The organism is Sporosarcina obsidiansis (assembly GCF_009651005.1).
Classification (GTDB): Bacteria; Bacillota; Bacilli; order Bacillales_A; family Planococcaceae; genus Sporosarcina; species Sporosarcina obsidiansis.
Genome location: NZ_WHVW01000002.1, coordinates 200,132 through 221,317, shown reverse-complemented (window position 1 = coordinate 221,317; position 21,186 = coordinate 200,132). Strand labels below are relative to the sequence as shown.

Here is a 21,186-nt window from a genome sequence, read left to right as displayed (position 1 = left end):
TCAGTAAGCAAAAGCAGTAAGAAATAGTGCTATTGCGTTAAATGTGCCGTGAATTATCATGCCTGGAATGACGGAACCTGTCTTTTCATACGTCCACGAAAAGAGCAGACCCGAGATGAATGTGGCGGGTAATACATTGAAATTTGGAATATGAACCAACATAAAGATGAGAGAACTACCCACCATTCCTATCCCAAAGCCATAGTGACTTCGCAGCCACCGATACAGAAAGCCCCTGTAAAAAATTTCTTCATACACAGGTGAAATAATACAAGCAGAAACAAACGCAATGAAAAAAGAGAGTGGCGAGAGATGTGTTTGGATACTCTCTGTTTTACTATTTTCCACACCTATTCCAACGAATGACATTAAGATCACTAGAATAACACTGACTAAGATTAACATGATGGTCCAGCCAACAATCCGAACCCAATAGGAGCGAGGAAAATAAACCAAACCAACTTCCTTCCAGTTTAGTTGTTTCGGCTTTAAGGCAACCACATAAAGCCCTGTCATGAAAACAATAGACATGATAAAACCGATCAATGTACCAGAGTATAAATCATTTTGAAATAGATTAGTCAGGTAGTCCATCAAGAGGTATTCTATAAAAAAGGGAACGAGCACTAACACAAGGAATAAAAGTACGATGAGTTCCTTTTTGCTCCACGGAGACGTTTTGAAGAACGTAGACATAATATTTCCTCCTCATACGGTGTTAATATCAGTGTATAAGGTGACGTTACGGAACCTGCAAGAGTTTTTTCTGAATACACCTTAAATTACTACTAGTACCACACTTATTCGAGCGGAGGTCCTACATGTGAAACGAACGATTCTAAAATTCTTTATGTATTTTCTACTCTTTTTTAGTCTGAATCTACTCGTAAATGCTTGGTTTAAGCCTACTTTAAATGTATTAACAGCTTTCTCTGTTGCATTTGGCACTTCTGCAGGAATTGCATGGGTAGAATACTATGTGACTAGGAAATTAGCGGAGAAATGAATAGGTAATGGCCAATAGTAAACAAAAGGGAAAAGGGGCTGTCCGAAAAGTTGTTTTCACTTGACTTTTCGGACGGCTCTTATTTTTGTATGGATAGGAAAATTTCTGTTCATCCTAGGCTATTTTTAAGAAGGTGAACTATGCGGTGAACGACTCGTTTGGCTGGTTGTGTGGTAAGATCGGAAATCTCCCCAACCGCTCATAGAAACCACATACGCGATCACAAGATCCGGTCAACCGCTCATAGAAACCGCATACGCGATCATAACCCCCGGTCAACCGCTCATAGAAACCGATCGGTGCGATGCAACTTTGGCGCGTTGCCTAACTTTTTACGTAAATAAAATAACTGCCACTGAAAGATATTTCACTTTCAGGACAGCTCCTTTAGTAAAACCAAGTCACTTATTACTCGAAGAAGCACTTTCATATGCTACCAGTGTCACGCCTAATTCATTCTCCAATTTGTTTAATGCATGAAGTTCCTCAGTGCTCAATGTAGCTATAGGTGTTTCTTTCTGTGTCATGTATGCATACATCCTTTCTACGTTTATACCTAAGGTGGCTGTATTAGCGGAGATTATACAAACGAAAGAAAACGTGTTATGTTGGTGAAAAAGGAGGCAATTCTATGTATGATCCGACTGTTTTTGAAAATTTGAAAGTAGCATTTGAAAATCGGGTGTATGATTTAGATAATTTAGAACGTACGATCAATATCGTAAACCGTACCGACCAGCTAGATGTAGCTGTGATGTCTAGAAAGTTCACGATCCGTTTCTCTCTCGTCGGCCAACCAGCTGTGATAGGTGAAATTGTGTTACATTCATCACTTCAAGAGTTAGCCGATGAAATACTGGAAGTGGATGGGGCAGAACCAGGCTGCTTGCTTTCACTAAGAGTTCTTAAAAACGTTCAAGATCTAGATACTGAATGCGAACAGATCGAGCAAGTTCTTCAAGCAATTTGGGAAAATGATATCGATTATCGTCAGACGCTTAGTTTTCAATATAACCAAACGGAACCAGGCTTTTTGAACACTATTACGATCGTTTTTAAGCCGAAATTAACGGAAGATCATATGGGGGAGATTGGAGAGTTTTTGGAACATGTGGTAGAGATGTTGACTCGTATTGGGGATTTATAGAAGTAAAGAAAGGGTACTCATTGAAATGATGTTCAAAAAGGGTTGCTAGGGATCTTCTTAGCGGCAATTTTATTGGGTATTGAAAATACGGAGGCAACGTTTCTGATTAGGTTCATTTACACGTTATGCGGTACGTTAATTTTTGTAGGTTCCATACATTTTGTTCAAAGACGCTGGGCTCAGGATAGGGAGCGAAATCGTGGCATGTAATTCTATCTAAGTATACTCATCGATTGCGTGAATTTGAGAACGCTCAGATATCCGAGCGTTTTTTATGCCTCAAAAAGTTGCTCGCGTAAAAAAGTCTCTACGCCAGGATAGCTTTCATGCTCGATAATAGAATATAATCTGTTTCCATCGATGAAATAGGAAGAAGACAACTCAGTCAACACGATGGCTAAACATATTACAGGCGTAATTTCCTCCTCTGGTTGCTGCGTATTAGGCCGTATCAGGGAAACCACTTGTTCATATTGCATCTCTTTTGCTAACGATAATACAGTATCACCAACTTTTCCTTCTTTAACAAGTATCTGAAGAGCAAGATGTAAGCATGTCTTTTGCGCCTGTAAAGTTTCTGGATCCACTATTCTGACTACAGGTGGTTCTGGCTCTGGCGGATGAAGTAACGTTTGATCAAAAGCCCATATATAATCTGTACCGTCTGCACTAGGATGGCTTGGGTCGTTAAACTGTGTTGCACAGCCGCACCGCATGCAAACAGCCGTGTAATTTACAAAGTAAACCTCGATCCCTGGCTCCTCCACGTTTTTATATGTCTCAAAGGGAGTAAACACATCATGCTCGCAAAAATTACAAATTACTGGCTTGCCGAGAATCCAAATCCGGCTTTCTTCACAACTCAGATCTTCAACCATTAGGAATTCACCTCGTTATATACGATATTGGTTTCCGAACCATTCACTTGCTCTTGAACAAGTTGTGTTGTGCTACATCTTTCACAAATGAGTGACTGTAAGGTGAGTTGCGGTCGCTCACTCTTCATTGGTCTTTCTAGATCTAAATAAACTTCTCGATGAGTAAACGTTGTGTTCTCACAAAGCGTACATCGTAACTGTTTGCCTATTATCTCTATTTTGTAAACTCCACGTCTTCTAACCAAAGCGCAACACCTACCTTATTTTTTTAAATCGATTCCCTGTATTTGAATAGGCAATTCCAAAAAATAAAATCAACACGAATAGAATCAATCCAATGATGAATAAAATTTGCTTATTTAGTACTTCACTTAACGCAAATAATCCAATACAAAAACTCAATCCATACATGATTTTTGACATAAATTTGCACAATGCCCTTTCATCAAACTCCGCCTTTTTCTCTTCAGTCATCGTATTATATCCTGACAAAAGAAAAGCACCTTTTCCTTGGGAGAGGTAGTAAGCGAAAACTAAGAAAGGAATCAAAACTACAATATTTACAATTGCTCCAGCCATGGTAGCACCTCATTTCTATTAACCTACATAAAGAACAAGAGAAAGGCAACAGACAAATTCGCGATAAAATGTGAAAATGCGCTGATCCAAGCATTGTTCGTTTTATGGAACACGATACCATACAACATACTATTAATGAATATAAAAAATAGATCATAACTGACCACTACCATATCGCCAACTGTGAAATGAGCAATGGAGAAGAGGAGGGAAGTTACCATCAGCGTGGGAAGGATCGGTAACCATTTGCTTACTTGTTTCTGGAAAAATCCACGCCACGCGATTTCTTCTCCTAGCGCCAAAATGGCAAGCTGGAGGATGAGTAGTGCTAGCTGATTGAATGAAATCAACCTCTCTGTTCGTCCAGCCAGATGTTCCATGAATTCCGGCAAGAAAGTTGTCGCCAATAGGATGCATAACAAATTCATCAGCAGTGGCAAGGTAATCCATAACCAAATTGACTTGTCTTTCAGATTTATACGGATTGCTTTCAAACTCAGACCATCCTCGGGGGGTGCACTTTTATCTGATGCACGATGGATGAAGAAAAACACAATACCAACAATTACTGTCGTTCCAGCAATGTGTAATCCGAAAAATTTCAAAAGGAAACAAGGGCCATCACAAGAATCCCTATCAAACAAATACTTTTATTTCTGGACAATAGCACCTCTCCCTACCTATGGATTTTCACTGTATTTAAGAAACTGAATACCACTTATCAGTGATACGTTCTTCCACAATGTTAAGATTCACTAATTGATCATAAATCAGTCTATGTGAATCTATACAAAAAAATAGAGCCAACTAAGACAGGGGGGATTGCCCTTGAATTGTTGACTCTATATTATTAAATCGTTTGTTCTTGTTCCCGTCTGTGCCGCCTTCTTGTTTTTTCTACAGAGAAGGAAAGTGAAATAGCCGCACAAATGAACGCAATGACCACAATGCTACCACCAACTGCCGGCATGCTTGTAACGCTCCCGGTCTGACTATACACCATTCCACCGACACCAGAACCGAGCGCGATCCCAACTTGTAACGCTGAGTTGTTAAAACTTTGATGAATATCCGATGATACAGGATCACTTGTAATAATATAATCTTGCTGCGCAGGTGCCAGCGCCCAGCTCAGTCCGCCCCAAATCATCATGAAGACTATGAATAGCGGAATAGAAAACGTCGAGTAGGGTAACGCGAACAGACTCAGCGCAAATGCACCCAAAATGATCAAAATACTTTTCTTTGAACCAAGCCGAGAAGCTAATCCGCCACCGAATGCGCCACCGCCAACTGCCGCTAGTCCGAATAGAAAGTAGAATACACTAATCCAATACGGGCTCAACTGCATCGTCGTCTCAAGAAATGGTGTGAAATACGCATACACCGTATAATGACCCGCGAGCATAAACATCGTCGCTAAATGTGCAAACAAGATCTTTTTATTGCCAAGTGCTTTGATTTGCGCAGAAAGAGGCTGCACATCACCCGTTGGAATCTTCTCCAAGAATTTCGCAATCAATACAATTGAACCAATCGTCAAAATCGCAATCCCTAAAAACACCGAACGCCAGCCCAATGAATTCGTGACCACAATTCCGATTGGTACACCGAGTACAAGTGAAGAACTAATCCCCATATAAATATACCCGAGCGCCTTCGCTCTGACCTTTGGCTCCACGATGCGCGCGGTAATCGTCAGTGACAGCACAATGACCAAAGCCGCGCTAGCAGCCGTTAATATACGGGCCGCCATCATCAGACCAAATGTTGGACTCAAATATGTCAAGACATTCCCGAGAAAGAACACACCTAACGTTATCAAATACAGCTTCTTGCGTTCTACCTTCGCTGTCACCGACAGCAATACAGGACCCGCAATTGCATAAACAAGTGCAAAAATCGTGATCAGCTGTCCGGCCGTTGCAATGGAAACATTCAAATCATCTGCGATGACGGGTAAAATCCCGCCTACTACTAGTTCTACTAGTCCAACTGTAATGGCAGATACCGCTAATAAAAATACACGTACATCCAAAACAATTCCTCCTATCCGAGCTGCAAATACTCTTTGATGAATAGAAAAATCCCGATTACAAAAAAACTTTTGTAATCAGGATATTGACGGTTCCTGGTAGAGACCCTCGAACCATATTATCGAGGTTATACATGTGGATTTCGTAATGAAATTTTCTATTGTTCAATTTATCATGGATTGGGGTGGTTGGCAAGGAACGAAGAATACGAATACAATTGTCATAGTTTTTTGTATAGTGACCACTCATTTTGAATAAGTGATTGAGCGTTAACAATAAGTGGTATAATGATGCGAAATATTCACAAAGAGACGACCAATATATGAATACAACCAAAGGGAATTTTAGATTCTCTAGTATGTTTAAAAATGAAAATACATTAAGAAGTTTTGAAACCTTGAAAGAGCGGTGGAAGACTATTAGAATTATGTATATTCTGTCAGAATTACAAACATGATAGGCTTGATACTCCGATGCCTTTTTAACTGAATTCATCAGAAGCTACTCGTTTCTCTAGACGATGAGTTGAAATCATAGTCTTTTCTAATCTAGGCCAATTATGCTGAAGTATAATGTAAGAAAGGAATGGCTGAGTTTGAAAAAAATATATCTATGTTTCATACTTGTACTTATACTGCAGGCGTGTGGGGTAGTTGAACAAGAACATATGAATCGCATGCAAACAGGAGGAGATCAAGTGAATAATGAATTATTTGAGGCAGCTTCGAAAAAAGATACAAAAAAAGTGGAGCAGCTTATAGAAAGTGGAATAGATCTAAATGTACAAGATGCTCAAGGGCGTACAGCGATCATGATTGCTACCTATAATCATGACACCCCAACAGTTAAAGCTCTTTTAGATGCAGGTGCCGATCAGCATGTTCAGGATGATATGCAGAATACCCCCTTCCTTTATGCAGGAGCAGAAGGATATTTGGATATTTTGCGTCTAACGATTGAAGCGGGTGCCGATCCGACGATCACGAATCGTTATGGCGGTACAGCATTAATTCCTGCAGCAGAGCATGGATATATTGAGATCGTAGAGGAATTACTGACCCAGACGGCTGTCGATGTCAATCATGTAAATAATCTCGGATGGACAGCACTCATGGAAGCGGTCATTCTAAACGATGGCGGTAAACAACAACAGGATGTTATCCGTTTGTTACTCAGCCATGGAGCGGATTCATCAATTGCTGATCATGATGGGATTACGCCATTGCAACATGCAAAAGATAAAGGGTTCGATGAAATTGTAGAGATTTTGGAAACGGCAGGCCGTTAGCAAGAAGATCTGTGTGCCGACTATTTATTTCTATGCTAAGTACTGCCTATTCAGTTGTAATACCCTTCTTAATCAAGTATACTTTTCCCGATAAACAACGCGAATAAAAACAGCGATAAAAGGATGGATATACATGACATTTGAAGAAGTCTTGCCACGTTTGAAAGCTGGCGAGAAAGTGATCCGTAGTGGTTGGGGCGGAGCGGAATTATATGTGAAATTAGTTGGGGAAAGCGAGCAAGAGGGGAAGAAGCTGAATCCTTATTTCGTGATTGATGTAACAGGGGAAGGCTACACTATGTTTACGCCAACAGTTTGTGATTTGCTGGCTGAAGATTGGGTTATAGTAGAATAAAAAGAATGATTCTAAGCTCATGAGTGATCATGGGCTTTTTTATTGTAGGAGGGGATAGATACTATGAAATTTGAGGTGTATGCAGGGAAGACAGTTATTGTGACAGGTGCAGCTTCCGGTATTGGTCAGGCGCAAGCACTCGCATTTTTGGAAAATGGAGCGAATGTGTTTGCGTTGGATATGATTGAGGGAGAGCTGTTGAATACGAAACGGATATATCCCGCGCAATTTGCCTATTCTCTTGGCAGTGTAAGTTCGAAAGGGGATGTGACACGAGCTGTTCAAGAGGCGCTTGCAACATTTGGTCAAATTGATATTTTATTGAATACGGCAGGTGTTTTGGATGGCTTTGCTAAAACGCTTGAAACAGATGAAGCGCTTTGGGATCGGATTATGGATACGAATGTTAAAGGTACGTATTTCATGACGAATGCAGTTTTGCCTCAAATGGTAGCTCGCAAGTCGGGAGTTATTGTCAATATGGCGTCCGTAGCAGGGCTTGTGGCAGGCGGTGGCGGTGCAGCGTATACGGCTTCCAAGCATGCGATTGTTGGCTATACGAAACAGGTGGATGTGGATTATTGTCGTGAAGGGATCCGTGTCAATGCGATTGCTCCGGGAGCTATTCAAACGCCGATGAATCAAGCGGATTTTGAAGGGGACGGAGAAATGGCGAAGTGGGTGGCGGATGAGACACCGGCAGGACGCTGGGCGCAGCCGAGTGAAGTCGCGAGCTTAACGTTATATTTGGCGAGTCCGGCCGCGGATTATATTCATGGTGCGGTGATTCCGATTGACGGAGGATGGATAGCGAAATAAACCTTTTGTCTGGAGTGGTTTTCTGTTATACTACGCAAGCAAGCAAATTTTGTTTGCACTGCGGCACTTTTGATTGAGCGATAGGCTCTTTCTTCCTTTGGCCGTAGTTATTACTGGAATAGCGATTGGGCTATTTCACAAAGGAGAAAATAAAATGAGTATGTCTTATGTAAAAGATTCACCTAAGAGTGCAGTGAGTGAGCTGACGAAAACAGCGCTCGTTGCGGCTTTGTATGTGACGGTAACTTTCATGTTTTCAGTCATCAGTTTTGGCGCAGTACAGCTGCGTTTGTCAGAGATGTTTAACTATCTAGCTTTGTACAACAAGCGTTATGTGGTCGCGGTCACATTAGGCGTTATGTTCGCTAACTTTATGTCACCAACTTGGCTCTTAGATGTTCCCATTGGCTCTATGGCTACATTGCTTGCGTTACTACTCTGTCGTGCACTGACGAAGAAGATAAAGAATGACATCGTAAAAATGGTGATTACAGCTATTGTTTTCGCATTGTCGATGTTCTCGATAGCTGGCCAATTGACGATTATGCTAGGTCTTCCATTTTGGGCGACTTGGGTAACAGTTGGAATCGGTGAATTGTTGTCCATGACAGTTGGCGGAATGATTATATATGCGTTGAATAAAAAAATAGATTTATCCAAATGAAAAAGAGCACATTCGCTAGTTGCGAGTGTGCTCTTTTTGTATGGAAGAATTTAAAGAACAGTGGTCAAAAAAACGATTAAATCTATAGTATTTACTAAGTGTGAACAAAGGAAAATTTTCCTTTATAATTAATTATAATTAATATTAAGGAAAATTTCTTTGAAAACGCTTGCAATTAAGTTTATATACGATTAAGATAATTGTAAATACTGAGACATCAGAAAGGTGGAAGTTGAATGGATTTACAGAAAGATAAAATAACAGACTTTAATATGAATTTTTTTAATTTGAAAGGGAAAGTAGCAATGGTTACAGGTGGCAATTCAGGTTTAGGACAAGGGTTTGCGTTAGCGCTTGCTAAGGCTGGGGCAGACGTGTTTGTTGTAAGTATGGCTGAAGATGACGATCAAACGAAAAAGTTAATTGAAGCAGAGGGTGTTAGGTATCATTTATCTATCGCGGATATTACAAAAGATGGTGTCTGCAAACAACTTGTAGACGAATGCTTAGAGACATTCGGTAGAATAGATATTCTGATGAATAATGCAGGAATAGGAATTAACGAACCAGATGTTACAAAATTCACGCGTATTCAGTGGGATAAAATGGTTTCCGTTAATTTGACAGCGCCTTTTGAGTTGGCAAGTGAAGTTGCCAAACATATGATTCTGAGAAAAAGCGGGAAAATTATTAATACTTGTTCACTATTCTCATTCCTAGGAGGTCAATGGTCTCCAGCATATGCAGCGACAAAGCATGGTTTAGCTGGATTTACGAAAGCTTACTGCGATGAATTAGCTCAATTCAATATTCAAGTAAATGGTGTAGCACCTGGATACTTTGCAACTGATGTAACAAAAGCTACAAGATCTAATCCTGAAACTAATCAACGTGTTTTAGATCATATTCCAGCGAATAGATGGGGGAATATCGTCGATCTAATGGGAACAATTGTTTATCTGGCATCGGATGCATCAAATTATGTGAATGGTACTTTAGTGACTGTAGATGGCGGTTATCTTGTTCGATAAATAAAAGTTAAGAGGAGAATCATATTATGATCAATCAAAAATATATTGATGAATTAAATAAGATCGTTTCAGCAGAGCAAGTTATTACGGATGGAGACGAATTATACGATGCAGCTGCAGATAGATATAAAAAGTACGCAAAAGTGAAAAAAGTGCTAGACGTGCCATTGCCAATTGCGATTATCTATCCTTATACGACAGATGAAGTTAGGAAGCTACTAATGTATTGTAATGAAAACCAGATTAACGTGATTCCGAGAAGTGGTAAAACTGCAACAGAAGGTGGATTGGAAAACTGGAAAGAAAAAACTATTGTAATAGATGGATCTAGAATGAACAAAATTATTAAAATAGACACTTATAATATGCAAGTGACTACACAATCTGGTGTGAAGTTACAAACGCTAGAGGATGAATTGCGTAAATTGGGTTATACAACTGGCCATTCACCTCAATCTAAGCCTGTTGCCCAAATGGGTGGATTGGTTGCGACGCGAAGCATCGGACAGTTCTCTACTTTATATGGAGCTATTGAAGATATGGTTGTTGGATTAGAATGTGTCTTCCCAGAAGGTCATGTTTCTAAAATTAAAAATGTGCCAAGACGTTCTGGTGGTCCCGATATTCGTCACATTGCTATCGGAAACGAAGGATCATTATGCTATATCACCGAAGTAACGGTCAAAATATTTAAGTTCTATCCGGAGAATAATACATTTCATGGTTATTTAGTGGAGAATATGGAATCGGGAATAGAAATATTGAGAGAAGTTATGGTAAACGGATTTAGACCATCTGTTGCTAGGTTGTACTCGGAAGAAGATGCAAGACAACATTTTAGTCACTTTTATAAAGATAAATGTGTCTTGATCTTTATGGCTGAAGGACCTGCAGGGATCGTAAATGCAACTAACGAAGCTATTGAACAAGCGGTTGAAAAATATAAGATGAGTATTGTAGAAAAAGTAGATCCTTCACATATTGAAACATGGTTCAATGGTTTAAATTGGGATCAAAGTAGAATCGATGAAGAAATCCAAGATATGATCGACAACAACAGCCATGATGGATTTACAACAGAGATATCAGCAGATTGGGAAAATGTCATCAAAATCTACAATAATGTCATGCAAAGAATTAAGAATGAGTTTGACAGAGTAGATGACTTAACGATGTTAGGTGGTCATTCATCACATAGTTACCTGAATGGAACGAATATGTACTTTGTATATAATTATACTATTAATTGTGATCCTAAAGATGAAATGTTGACGTATCATCATCCTATACATGAAATTATCATTGAAGAAACTTTAAAACAGGGTGGGTCGATGTGTCATCATCATGGGATTGGAAAATATCGTTCTGAATGGACTAGAGATGAACATGGCTCTGCGTATTACATGTTAGAAAAATTAAAGGAAGCTTTTGATCCAAACGGAATTATGAATCATGGAACCATCTTTCCACAAGAAAATGAAATTAAAAAATATATTAGACCTTGAGCAAGAGTAGATAGGATGGCTATGTCTTTAAAAGGTAGCGGCAGGTCTTCTCTTTAAAGAAGATAATCAGTATCTACTTCTAATATTGTTGCTACAAAAAAAGTCTCCTTGGCTGGAAAGTATTGTGGAAAATTCGCATTCAGTCAAGGGGGTTTTTAATTCTATAATGAAAAGAAAGGCATGATTTTGATGAAGAATGAAAGATATATTATGGGAATTGATAATGGTTCACAAAGTACAAAAGTGGTGCTATTTGATATCGAAGGTAATGAGGTAGCGATTGGTTCATGTGCATTGAGAGAACCATTGACTCCTGAACCTGGCGTCGTTGTTCATCCAGATGATGATTTATGGGTAAGTGTCGATACTGCTATAGAAAATTGTTTGAATAATTTTACAGGGAATCGAGGAGCAATAGAAGGAATTGGACTATGCACAATCCGGAGTTGTCGAGTATTACTGAAAGACGATGGTTCGCTAGCATACCCAGTGTTAAGTTGGATGGATATGAGGTTATCTAAACCATATCAGCATGAGGATGACCGAGTGAGTTATGTAACAACAACATCTGGTTATTTAGGTTTTAAATTGACGGGAGAGTTTAATGATACAGCTGGGAATTATGAAGTGTATTGGCCGTTAGATCGTGAAACGTTAGATTGGTCGGCAGATGATAGTGTAATAGCGGCAGATGGCTTGAAAAGAGAAATGCTTTTTAATCTTGTAAAACCAGGCAAAACATTAGGTTTTCTAAGAAGTGATCTTGCGCGGAAATTTGGTATGAATGAATTTATACCGGTAGTGGCCACCTCAAATGACAAAGCTGTTGAATTGCTTGGTGCTGGAATTAAAGATGATAAAACCCTCTTAATATCTCTTGGTACGTTTATATCTTCTATGCTATTAAAGGAAGATGATTTTGAAAACGCCACCAATTTTTTTCCTACTCTTTCATCAATACCATTTAAATACGCGTACGAATCGAATGGCATTAGACGTGGTATGTGGACAGTTAGTTGGTATAAGAAACTAATTGGGGAAGAATTAGTTTCGAACGCTTCAAGTTTAGGAATCTCAGAGGAAGAATTTTTAAATAGGAAGGCTGAAGAAGTTCCTATAGGTAGCGAAGGACTGATTACAATTTTGGATTGGTTAGCAAGTCCTTCTATACCTTACCGTAAAGGTATCATGATGGGCTTTGACCAGAGGCATACAAAGTATCATATATACCGATCTATATTAGAGGCAATCGCATTTAATATAAAAAACAATACAGATAATATGCTTGATGAAACTAACTCCGAAATATCAGAAGTTATTGTAACTGGTGGGGGATCAAAAAGTGATGTACTGATGAGTATCATATCAGATGTATTTGGTTTACGCGTGATTAGACGGAGGGCTAGTAGTAGCGCAAGTTTAGGAGCTGCTATAAGCGTTTGTGTTAATCTACAAATTTACCGTGACTTTCCAGATGCTATAAATCACATGGTTCAAACTGACACCATCTTTAAACCAGATGTGAATAATTGTGAATTTTATACCAAAGTTAATAATACTGTAGTGAAGCAAGTCAGAATGCATACGGACGAAATACTAAAACTTACGTATCCTATATTCCAATAAGAAAAGAGTGATGGTTGTGGATTCTAATAATCTTAAGAGGTATTTTCAATTTGCGCTTATCGTATTAGCAGGCGGAGCTATATTTCCACTCATCTATTTGAGAACGAATTACCAAGAGACCATATTGGAAGTGTATGGAATTAGCTTAGCTGATTTAAATATTATCTTATCTGTGTTGGGAATTGCCTATGTTGTTGGATATTTTCCCAGCGGATGGATGGCTGATAGGTTTTCTGCAAAGAAATTACTATCCATATCACTTCTTGCTGTAGGATTAGCAGGGATTTGGTTTGCCCAAGTTCCAAGTTATCCTTACGTCATTGTGATATTTGTTATATGGGGGATTTTTTCTGTACTAACATTTTGGTCTGCCCATTTAAAGTTAGTAAAGTTAATTTCGAAGAAGGAAGAAGAAGGACGATTTTTTGGTATACTTGATGGAGGCAAGGGTGTTATTGAAGCCATTTTAGCCAGTGTTGCCGTATATATATTTTCTTTAGTGCTAGGTAAGAGCAGTGCATTAGCGGATAAGACTGATGCATTAGTTTCTGTCATTTATATGTATTCAGGTGTCTTAATCGTAGTTTCCATATTAATCATGATTTTTGTACAGGTTGATGACCCAACATTAAAAGAAACAAAAGATGTTCACACTGCTGATAAATTGAAAAAGGCATCGGCAGTTAATTTATATTCTTTCAAAAAGGTACTTACTAATAAATCTGTATTGTTACTTGGTGGGATTATTTTCATGTCCTATATTGTTGCATGGACAGTTTATTATGTAGGTGGTTTTTTACAAACAAATATAGGAGTGACGGCTTCGACAGTGGGAACGATCACTGTAATGATGCTGTGGATGCGACCTATCGGTGGAGTATTAGGGGGATATTTAGGTGACAAGTTTAATAAAAGCCTAATTTTAATCCTGTCGTTACTAATTGCAGTTATTGTATTATTTGTCATAGCATTATTGCCAGCCGGATTACCGCATATTTATTTTAATATTTTAGTAATCTTAATAGGATTATCGATATACTCCATACGTGGACTATATTGGTCACTTTTAGGAGATTGTGATATTGAAGATGAAGTTCTAGGATTATCTATTGGGTTAGTATCATTTATTGGTTATTTACCCGACATTATGCTGCCTTTAATAGTGAGTGGTTTGATGACGACGTATGGCGATTCCGGTGGATATAATGCATACTTTATATTCAGTGCAATTGCAGGTATTCTAGCGATTTTATTCACAGTGATGTTCAGTAAAACTGTCAAGAAAAATCGCGCGTTTTCTAAAGTTGATGAATCCAGTTCTCAAGAAGTTTAAAGAATAGTTCATAGGAGACAATCAGAATGGGTTTCGAAAACCAATACTGATTGTCTTTCTTATTAATGAGTTGAAAAACGATACGGTATTTTTTCAAAAAGTATAATGAAATCAAGAATAGATTTAAGTTTCTCATCCTACTTTTTAAAAAGAAATTTAATTTAATGATTATCGAAAATAAGGTATTCTTAACTAAAGGGGATAATTTAAACTGATTAAATATTTCACAAATAGGTATAATATGTATAAAGGAATGGGAGATATTAAATGTTAAAATTACATACAAATCATTTGACTGATTTAGAAAAGAAAATACATCGTATATTATCAGAGGCAGTTTCTGAAAATGACAAACTTAAAATAATTGAGTCAGCTGAAATGTGTGATGCTTCACCTTCCAAAATTTCTAAACTTGTTCGTAAATTAGGATTTGAAAGTTTTAAGCAATATAAGTTATATTTTAGTGGTCAACAAGAAGAGGTTAAAATTAAAGAAAAGTCTAGTGAAATTGATCGTTTGATAAATTTTTTAAAAAATTATGATACTAAGATTGTAGATGAATTTGTGTCAGTTTTTGATCGGTTTAATAAGATTATCATCTTCGGCTTGGGACCATCCTATATTTGTGGTGAATATTTTTCTTACAAACTCTCTACTGTAACGGATAAGAACGTTTTTGTTACACAACATGAAGACTATGCTATACGGCTGGCAGATAAAGAAACATTACTTATTGTGTTATCTGTAACTGGAACATTTTCATCATTTGAAAACTTGTTTAATGAGATGAAAAAAAGGGATGCAGAAGCTATGTTGATTTTAGAAGAACATACTAATACAAAAGATTCTGTAGCGGACTATGTTTTTTTCTTAACTCAGTTTACTCAAAGTGATGAGTTATTAGCATTTGAAAAAACTAGAACTGTATTTTTCATCTTTATAGAAGAAATAATAGCCAAGTTGAAGAATAATATCGATGAACAGATAGATGGAAAATATCATGAACCCTAAGAGTGTAACCGCGCAATTATTCCAGTCTTATTCTTTCACTTTAAAAAAGAGCACATTCGCTAGTAGCGAGTGTGCTCTTTTTAGGTGTTATTTTCTCGTTTCAAAATACATGTCCACCGTGATCGGAGAACAAATAATGATCCTCATCATCGGTTATGGACCAACCTTCAAAAAGCGAACTACTATGAAATACGTCTAAAAATACATCATCTAATTGCACCATGAGAAAAGGGCAGTTGTGCCAAAGTTGTACATCCTGAATCGTTCTCTTGATCAATAAATCTTGAATTTCGTGCCATTTCACTGCATTCGATTGTAAATCAGAATCGCCAAACAAAATCGTTTCTGTATTGCGAATTCTCCAAGCACATTCTATCATTAAACTGCCGTTTTCGAACTGTACAATAAATCGATCATCGGTTTTCACAGCAACATTCAGTACACGCCGACCAATTAATGTAGAGAAAGTATACTCGCTTTTTTCTGCATGCCAAAGTTTCCGTGCATGACGAACGATTTTTTCTCGTACTGCTTCTTTTGATAAATTAAACGCTTGATCATAGTGTAACTGATCGATCCATTCACTTGGCTCATACCATTGCAGCTGCTTTTCTTCTAACTGGTATTGAATCGTACAATTATAAATTTCTTTTACCATTGCAAACACATCATCGCCAGCAAAAAGAAGTCGCTGATGCAACCTGTTTATATGGGAAATTGCACATTCTTTTATTGTAGGAAATTTCCACCCTAATGAACGGACTGCCTTTTCAAACATCTCCTCGATTTCAAAAACATAATAAGGTGGTCGCATGCTCGCTAATTTTTTCATTTCATCCGTATTGAAGTAAAGCATTTCTTCTGCCCAGTGAACATAGTCTTCTGGAAGGTCTAATCCATTGTATTTTTTATATAGTAATTCATGAAATTCCATATCACATAGCCTCCTAAAGCACGTTTGTTATAGATAGAATAGAAATACGTTTCGTTTAGCGCATCTATTTTTGAGATATTTAACTAGTTAGGAAGGGCGAAGACATTATTTATGGATTATAACATAGGTGATACAGTGATTTTTCCATTAGTTCCTTTAGATATCCTTTTTAAGGATAAAAATTAATGGATAAGCTTTCAGCGGATATGAGAGAAAGAACTAAATTCCGTGAACTAATATCCTTTTCTTTGAAATACCAATAGTATAGTCGTTATCGGATTAGCTAGTTAGATACCATTTTGATTGGTACCTACAACTACCTGTTAGGGATCGTAATATAAGAAAAATCGAACAAGAGGAGATGAAGGTGAATGGAGGTAGAAAAAAGTAGAAAAGAATATAATACGCAACGAACGGTAGGGGTATGGCTGATTTATATTGGAGTTATTATTATTCTCTCAGCAGTTACTAGTGGCGACTTATTCATACAGCCCTTTCTTATGGGGGCTGGTTATTTTATTGGTTACTTCCTGATATTTGGTTTGCCTTATGTAAATAAAAAACTAGCGTATGGGAAAAATTCTAAGTTCCAAGATCGGATGGATAATTACTCGATTCTATTTACTATCATTTTATGTACTTTAGTTGGTTTGGTTATCGGCTTCGATGACTTACGATTACTGTGGTTAGGTATATTTATCGTAATTGGACTACATTTTTTTGGATTTTATTTTTCTCAAGGGAAACTAATGCTATTGTTAGGAATATTAACAATAGGAAACTCTCTAATTGGCATACTTTTAACTAGCGTACCCTTTCTATTGTTCGCAGCGATTGATGGAATGATAAAAATTAGTATTGGGGGCAGCATGCTATTAATGAGACGCCGGTTGAATTACTAACTAAGTCACCTATGTATACACACAGGCGACTTTTTTTAGAGGATTTGTATTAAGGTTTTTGTGCAATGAAACGAATGCGCCAATAATCAGCAACCCAACCATTTTCTTTATAAAGTTGAGGGCGTAAAATGCGTTCACATTCACTATAGAGTGCTTCTTTTTCATCATTTGTAAGATGGTTGAACATATGGTTGCTAAACATTTCAAGCCAATTACGAAGACCCTCTTCTCCAACCAGAGGAGTGGGCCGTTCATAATGCTTGATTGTAATCATAGTAAAACCAGCATTCTCAAGATGCTTCGACATTTCATCTTTTGTAGGAAATACCCATGGAAATAACGTTTCATCATATAGAATGGATAGCCGATCTGATGTTGTCTTCATGGCTTCTACTATAGATTGAATATTATTTGCTCCGCCTAATTCCGCGACGAAACGGCCAGTTGGAAGTAGAGCATCGAAGCAATTTTGAACCACCTTCTGCTGATTTTTCATCCAGTGAATTGCAGCGTTTGAAAACACGGCATGAAACTGAGGCTCAAAAGAAAAACTCTCGCCATCTTGTACGCTGAAGTGCATATGTGGATATTTTTCTTGTGCGGCTTCAATCATTGACTGTGCAGCATCAATGCCTGTAACTGTCGCACCACTTTTTGAAATTTCGTAAGCTAAATCGCCTGTACCGCAACCAACATCTAAAATATGTTCTCCCCGTTGCGGATGTAACAAAGAAACAAGATCTTCACCAAAATTTGAAACAAACTTGTGCTTTTTATCATAAAGCTCTGCATTCCAATTCATCATTTGTTACATCTCCTGAAATTTTTTATATTAAGAATAACATGTTAAGTTCAATCTGCTAAATTATTTACATTGTAATAGACTCACAGTATAAATTCATGTTATAGGAGGACCTTTTGCTATGAGCATCACTCCATAACATTGATCGATTTCAATTGATGAATTTTTTTCAGATTAATTTGGTGACATTCGCATAAATTGCGGTTGGTCAGAAGTAAAGAATGTTTAACTCAAAAGTGTGAACACCTTATCTACTTATGCCAGAGTAGCAGAGAGAGGTTACTTTTTTCTATTAGTGTATAAAGCAATCATCGCAGTAACAGCTGTTGTCATTGCTTGCCTTGAATAGATGGTAGAAAATGAATCAAGTTTATCTCCAATTATGATGAAATAAGTCAAAAGAATTATTAATTATCAGGAGCAACTTTAAAAAAATGATAGCAAACAAGTTCATCACACAGCCTATACACTAATTAGATAAATCAATCAGACACGAATCCTTAACCTGTTCCAAAGGTAAGAGAATGATCTTAATTTTATGTCACATCTCAAAAAAACATGGAAAATTCATTTTCATCCCCCAATTCTACATCAAAAATAGATTTACAAAATCAACAAATCCGTACCTACGCATTTGCCATACGCTCACAAATCAATTTTCTCATTTTGACTGTTCTTTCCTCCGCATTTATGCTTAATATCAAGACACTCAATAACAGAGTAGTTAGAAAAATCATTGGGAAAATGATATACTATACTATAAGAAGCGCGAGGGAAATGTATGAATAAGCGAGCGATGAAACGGATAAATTTATCGGAATTGATGGACCTGAAAATTGATTTTGCGTTTAAACAGTTATTTGGAGGCGAGAAAAACAAAGAAATTACTATTGTTTTTCTGAACGCGATTCTTAAAAGAAACGGACGAGATACGATTAAAGAAGTGATGTTTAATAATGTAGAAATCGGCGGGGAACATGAGAACGATAAGCAATCACGTCTGGATATTCTGGTTACCACGCAAGATCAACATCAAATCAATATTGAAATCCAATTCACGAATCAATTTGATATGATCAAACGCAGTATTTATTATTGGGCAAGATTATTTGGTGATCAAAACCAAAAAGGAATGGCGTATCATAGGTTAAACCCTACTATTGTGGTAAATATTTTAAACTTTGATTTGATAGCAGAGACCGATGCTTACCACACGACATTTCATTTATATGAAGATAAGGAAAAGTTTCGTATAGATGATGTATTGGAATTACATTTCATAGAGATACCTAAGTTACTGGAACATTGGAAAAAAGAAAAGTTAAATCCTTGGAGTGATGTATTGGCTCGCTGGTTACTCTTGCTTGGGATCGTCGATCAGCGAAAGCAGCATATCTATGAGGACATTTATAAAGAACTGGAGGCGATTGCGGTGAATGACAAACATTTGCAAGACGCATTTACGAGCTGGAATGAACTCAGCTTAGATTCGAATGGACGGCTCGCGTATGAAGTTCGGTTGAAGCAAGTTCTAGATCAGGAAGCAGCAATTAATGAAGCAAAGTGGAGGGAAGAAGTTGCAGAAGAGCGTGGTTTAGAAAAAGGAATAGAGAAAGGAATAGAGAAAGGAATAGAGAAAGGAATAGAGAAAGGAATAGAGAAAGGAATAGAACAAACTGCGTGCAAAATGTTGATGCGTAATATGGATGTTGAAACAGTTGTTGAAATAACGGGATTGCCGATCGAACGTGTGCAAGAGCTTAATGAGGGATTAGGTTTCTAACCTATATGAAGGTATGGAATGATGTCGGTATGTGCAACAATAAGCTTTATTCACAAAGAAGTAAAAGACTGATAATTGATAATCAGTGTTGATACTTTCTCGTTACACGATAGGGAAATTGAATGACTCGTATTAAAGCCCTTTCATTCCAATGTGGAGTGAAAGGGTTTTTGGTTTGTTATTTGAATATGTTAATTTGAAGTAAAAGCGTACCTGTAGCAGCACTATAAATCCTCTATTCCAATTCAGTGCAGTTTAATATCTTTGGCTATGCGTAGATTTAAAACTAGTTGGATATTTCAACCCATAGCCAACTGACCGATCCATAAAAATATGCGCACACCAAATTAATGAAAGTGAAAAGAGTACGTCCCACTTCATATATAAGCTTAACAAGAGAAGTAAGACAGGCAGTATGAACGTGTGACCGATATTGTAGATAAGCGCACCAAATTGCTTGCTCCTTAAATAGCCGATAATAGATAGGTCCGGTGCTAATAATAAAAGAAAGAATTGTAAAAGTGAAAAGCCAAATTGGTGATAGACAAAAAAGGTGAAGCCAAAGAACAGAGCGTTTTCAATACGTATCATACGTCGAATTGTCATAATGAATCGCTGCCGGTACAGGATGTGCTATACATAGTACTAATCAATCGCTCAATTACTTCTTTATTTTCAGAGTATCTGTTCTCGTTCATGAGTTGTAAAACGTGAAGAAGTATTTGCTGTGCTTTACTATAAAACTCCATTTGTAACGTAACCTCATCAATCTTTTGCTCAATAAAAGAGGTGGTCATTTGATTGCATTCTGTTGAAATGGGTTGCTCTTGCATGTGGAGTAATAGAGAAATTTCATCCAATTTGAACCCTAATTGTTTAAGAACAACTATAAATTGTAGTACTTGCTCATGTTGTTCGTTGTATTGTCGATAACCGTTTTCACTCTTGGTGGGTGAAAGTAAACCTTTTTTTTCATAATACCGAATACCATCTGGCGTCATCCCGAATTTTTGTGCAAATTCTTTAATTTTCATTACACATCCCTCCCATATCCAAACTATAACATTGGAGTTTACTCTAAGGTCAATATAAAAAAGTTATGTCTAGAGCTACTCGCACAAGTATCTAGTTAGTAGCTTTGTTAACTAGATAGTGATAGTTTTTAAGAATAATAAACGGGTAGAAGGGATATAGAATATCTTCAATAATTAGGAAGAGATTAGATGTATCTTCAATTAAATAGTCGCCTCATAAATAGATTTCATAGCTTTTCCAAGCGCATTGTTAAATTGATCATCGGTCTGGTTTGCACTCAAATCTTGGCTGCTGCATGAGAGAATCTAGCAATGAGCCCGTCCTTTTCTTTCATTTTTCATTCGCTATATCTGTTAATGGAAGTTCCGTGTGAGATCATTTGATTCAGATCCAATGTGCTAGATGACTTTATTGCAAAGGTGAGACCGAACGTCTGACCTGCAATAAGAAAG

At 37.4% G+C, this 21,186-nt stretch carries 23 protein-coding genes and 1 riboswitch; of the genes, 13 read left to right on the top strand and 10 right to left on the bottom strand.

Features of this window, described 5'->3' with window-relative positions; translation table 11 throughout:
- Complete coding sequence (locus GD002_RS02620) at positions 1-696, bottom strand: CPBP family intramembrane glutamic endopeptidase (protein WP_153730773.1); 696 nt, start codon at positions 694-696, stop codon at positions 1-3.
- A 127-nt stretch (positions 697-823) separates the two neighbouring features.
- Here GD002_RS02620 and GD002_RS02615 point away from each other — a divergent pair, with 127 nt between their 5' ends.
- Positions 824-1,006, top strand: coding sequence for a hypothetical protein (locus GD002_RS02615; protein ID WP_153730772.1), 183 nt, complete (start codon positions 824-826; stop codon positions 1,004-1,006).
- A 401-nt stretch (positions 1,007-1,407) separates the two neighbouring features.
- Here GD002_RS02615 and GD002_RS18015 read toward each other — a convergent pair whose 3' ends face one another.
- Positions 1,408-1,533, bottom strand: coding sequence for a hypothetical protein (locus tag GD002_RS18015; RefSeq protein WP_255425121.1), 126 nt, complete (start codon positions 1,531-1,533; stop codon positions 1,408-1,410).
- 104 nt (positions 1,534-1,637) lie between these two features.
- Here GD002_RS18015 and GD002_RS02610 point away from each other — a divergent pair, with 104 nt between their 5' ends.
- Positions 1,638-2,153, top strand: coding sequence for a hypothetical protein (locus tag GD002_RS02610; protein ID WP_153730771.1), 516 nt, complete (start codon positions 1,638-1,640; stop codon positions 2,151-2,153).
- 272 nt (positions 2,154-2,425) lie between these two features.
- On the opposite strand, the gene GD002_RS02605 is transcribed toward GD002_RS02610, so the two are convergent.
- The 4 genes from GD002_RS02605 to GD002_RS02590 form a co-directional block, all read right to left on the bottom strand.
- The gene (locus GD002_RS02605; protein ID WP_153730770.1) at positions 2,426-3,031 is read right to left on the bottom strand and encodes a hypothetical protein; all 606 of its coding nucleotides are present in this window, start codon (positions 3,029-3,031) and stop codon (positions 2,426-2,428) included.
- A 255-nt stretch (positions 3,032-3,286) separates the two neighbouring features.
- Positions 3,287-3,610, bottom strand: a complete 324-nt coding sequence (locus tag GD002_RS02600; protein WP_153730769.1) for a DUF3784 domain-containing protein — start codon at positions 3,608-3,610, stop codon at positions 3,287-3,289.
- Between the two features lie 23 nt (positions 3,611-3,633).
- Positions 3,634-4,104: a CPBP family intramembrane glutamic endopeptidase gene (locus GD002_RS02595; protein ID WP_153730768.1), complete on the bottom strand. Its 471-nt coding sequence runs from the start codon at positions 4,102-4,104 to the stop codon at positions 3,634-3,636.
- A 356-nt stretch (positions 4,105-4,460) separates the two neighbouring features.
- Positions 4,461-5,648, bottom strand: a complete 1,188-nt coding sequence (locus tag GD002_RS02590; protein ID WP_153730767.1) for an MFS transporter — start codon at positions 5,646-5,648, stop codon at positions 4,461-4,463.
- A gap of 52 nt (positions 5,649-5,700) precedes the next feature.
- Positions 5,701-5,801: riboswitch (purine riboswitch) on the bottom strand.
- Between the two features lie 404 nt (positions 5,802-6,205).
- Between GD002_RS02590 and GD002_RS02585 the strand changes: the two genes are divergently transcribed.
- The 9 genes from GD002_RS02585 (at position 6,206) to GD002_RS02545 (ending at position 15,278) form a co-directional block, all read left to right on the top strand.
- On the top strand, positions 6,206-6,934 hold the full coding sequence (locus GD002_RS02585) for an ankyrin repeat domain-containing protein (RefSeq protein ID WP_408020068.1): 729 nt from the start codon (positions 6,206-6,208) through the stop codon (positions 6,932-6,934).
- Between the two features lie 133 nt (positions 6,935-7,067).
- Positions 7,068-7,289, top strand: coding sequence for a DUF2829 domain-containing protein (locus GD002_RS02580; protein ID WP_153730766.1), 222 nt, complete (start codon positions 7,068-7,070; stop codon positions 7,287-7,289).
- Positions 7,290-7,352: 63 nt separating this feature from the next.
- Positions 7,353-8,108 carry a 3-oxoacyl-ACP reductase gene (locus GD002_RS02575; protein WP_153730765.1) on the top strand — a complete coding sequence of 252 codons (756 nt, stop codon included), beginning with the start codon at positions 7,353-7,355 and terminating at the stop codon, positions 8,106-8,108.
- A gap of 154 nt (positions 8,109-8,262) precedes the next feature.
- Entirely contained in the window at positions 8,263-8,772 is a 510-nt protein-coding gene (locus GD002_RS02570) for a QueT transporter family protein (protein WP_153730764.1), read from the top strand.
- A gap of 236 nt (positions 8,773-9,008) precedes the next feature.
- A complete protein-coding gene (locus GD002_RS02565; RefSeq protein WP_153730763.1) occupies positions 9,009-9,803 on the top strand; it encodes an SDR family oxidoreductase in 795 nt (264 codons plus the stop codon).
- Between the two features lie 26 nt (positions 9,804-9,829).
- Positions 9,830-11,308, top strand: coding sequence for an FAD-binding oxidoreductase (locus GD002_RS02560; RefSeq protein ID WP_153730762.1), 1,479 nt, complete (start codon positions 9,830-9,832; stop codon positions 11,306-11,308).
- A gap of 189 nt (positions 11,309-11,497) precedes the next feature.
- A complete protein-coding gene (locus GD002_RS02555; protein WP_153730943.1) occupies positions 11,498-12,934 on the top strand; it encodes an FGGY-family carbohydrate kinase in 1,437 nt (478 codons plus the stop codon).
- 16 nt (positions 12,935-12,950) lie between these two features.
- Positions 12,951-14,267: an MFS transporter gene (locus GD002_RS02550; protein ID WP_153730761.1), complete on the top strand. Its 1,317-nt coding sequence runs from the start codon at positions 12,951-12,953 to the stop codon at positions 14,265-14,267.
- A gap of 267 nt (positions 14,268-14,534) precedes the next feature.
- On the top strand, positions 14,535-15,278 hold the full coding sequence (locus tag GD002_RS02545) for a MurR/RpiR family transcriptional regulator (RefSeq protein ID WP_153730760.1): 744 nt from the start codon (positions 14,535-14,537) through the stop codon (positions 15,276-15,278).
- Positions 15,279-15,378: 100 nt separating this feature from the next.
- Here the strand turns inward: GD002_RS02545 and GD002_RS02540 are convergent, their stop codons facing one another.
- The gene (locus GD002_RS02540) at positions 15,379-16,212 is read right to left on the bottom strand and encodes a hypothetical protein (RefSeq protein ID WP_153730759.1); all 834 of its coding nucleotides are present in this window, start codon (positions 16,210-16,212) and stop codon (positions 15,379-15,381) included.
- 371 nt (positions 16,213-16,583) lie between these two features.
- Here GD002_RS02540 and GD002_RS02535 point away from each other — a divergent pair, with 371 nt between their 5' ends.
- A complete protein-coding gene (locus tag GD002_RS02535) occupies positions 16,584-17,114 on the top strand; it encodes a DUF6609 family protein (RefSeq protein ID WP_153730758.1) in 531 nt (176 codons plus the stop codon).
- Between the two features lie 49 nt (positions 17,115-17,163).
- Here the strand turns inward: GD002_RS02535 and GD002_RS02530 are convergent, their stop codons facing one another.
- Positions 17,164-17,919, bottom strand: a complete 756-nt coding sequence (locus GD002_RS02530) for a class I SAM-dependent methyltransferase (RefSeq protein WP_153730757.1) — start codon at positions 17,917-17,919, stop codon at positions 17,164-17,166.
- A gap of 778 nt (positions 17,920-18,697) precedes the next feature.
- Here GD002_RS02530 and GD002_RS02525 point away from each other — a divergent pair.
- Complete coding sequence (locus tag GD002_RS02525) at positions 18,698-19,699, top strand: Rpn family recombination-promoting nuclease/putative transposase (RefSeq protein ID WP_153730756.1); 1,002 nt, start codon at positions 18,698-18,700, stop codon at positions 19,697-19,699.
- 255 nt (positions 19,700-19,954) lie between these two features.
- Here the strand turns inward: GD002_RS02525 and GD002_RS02520 are convergent, their stop codons facing one another.
- Entirely contained in the window at positions 19,955-20,305 is a 351-nt protein-coding gene (locus GD002_RS02520) for a DUF4260 family protein (protein ID WP_153730755.1), read from the bottom strand.
- The gene (locus tag GD002_RS02515; RefSeq protein ID WP_153730754.1) at positions 20,302-20,733 is read right to left on the bottom strand and encodes a MerR family transcriptional regulator; all 432 of its coding nucleotides are present in this window, start codon (positions 20,731-20,733) and stop codon (positions 20,302-20,304) included. Before GD002_RS02515 ends, GD002_RS02520 begins: the two co-directional genes overlap by 4 nt.
- Positions 20,734-21,186: the final 453 nt, after the last annotated feature.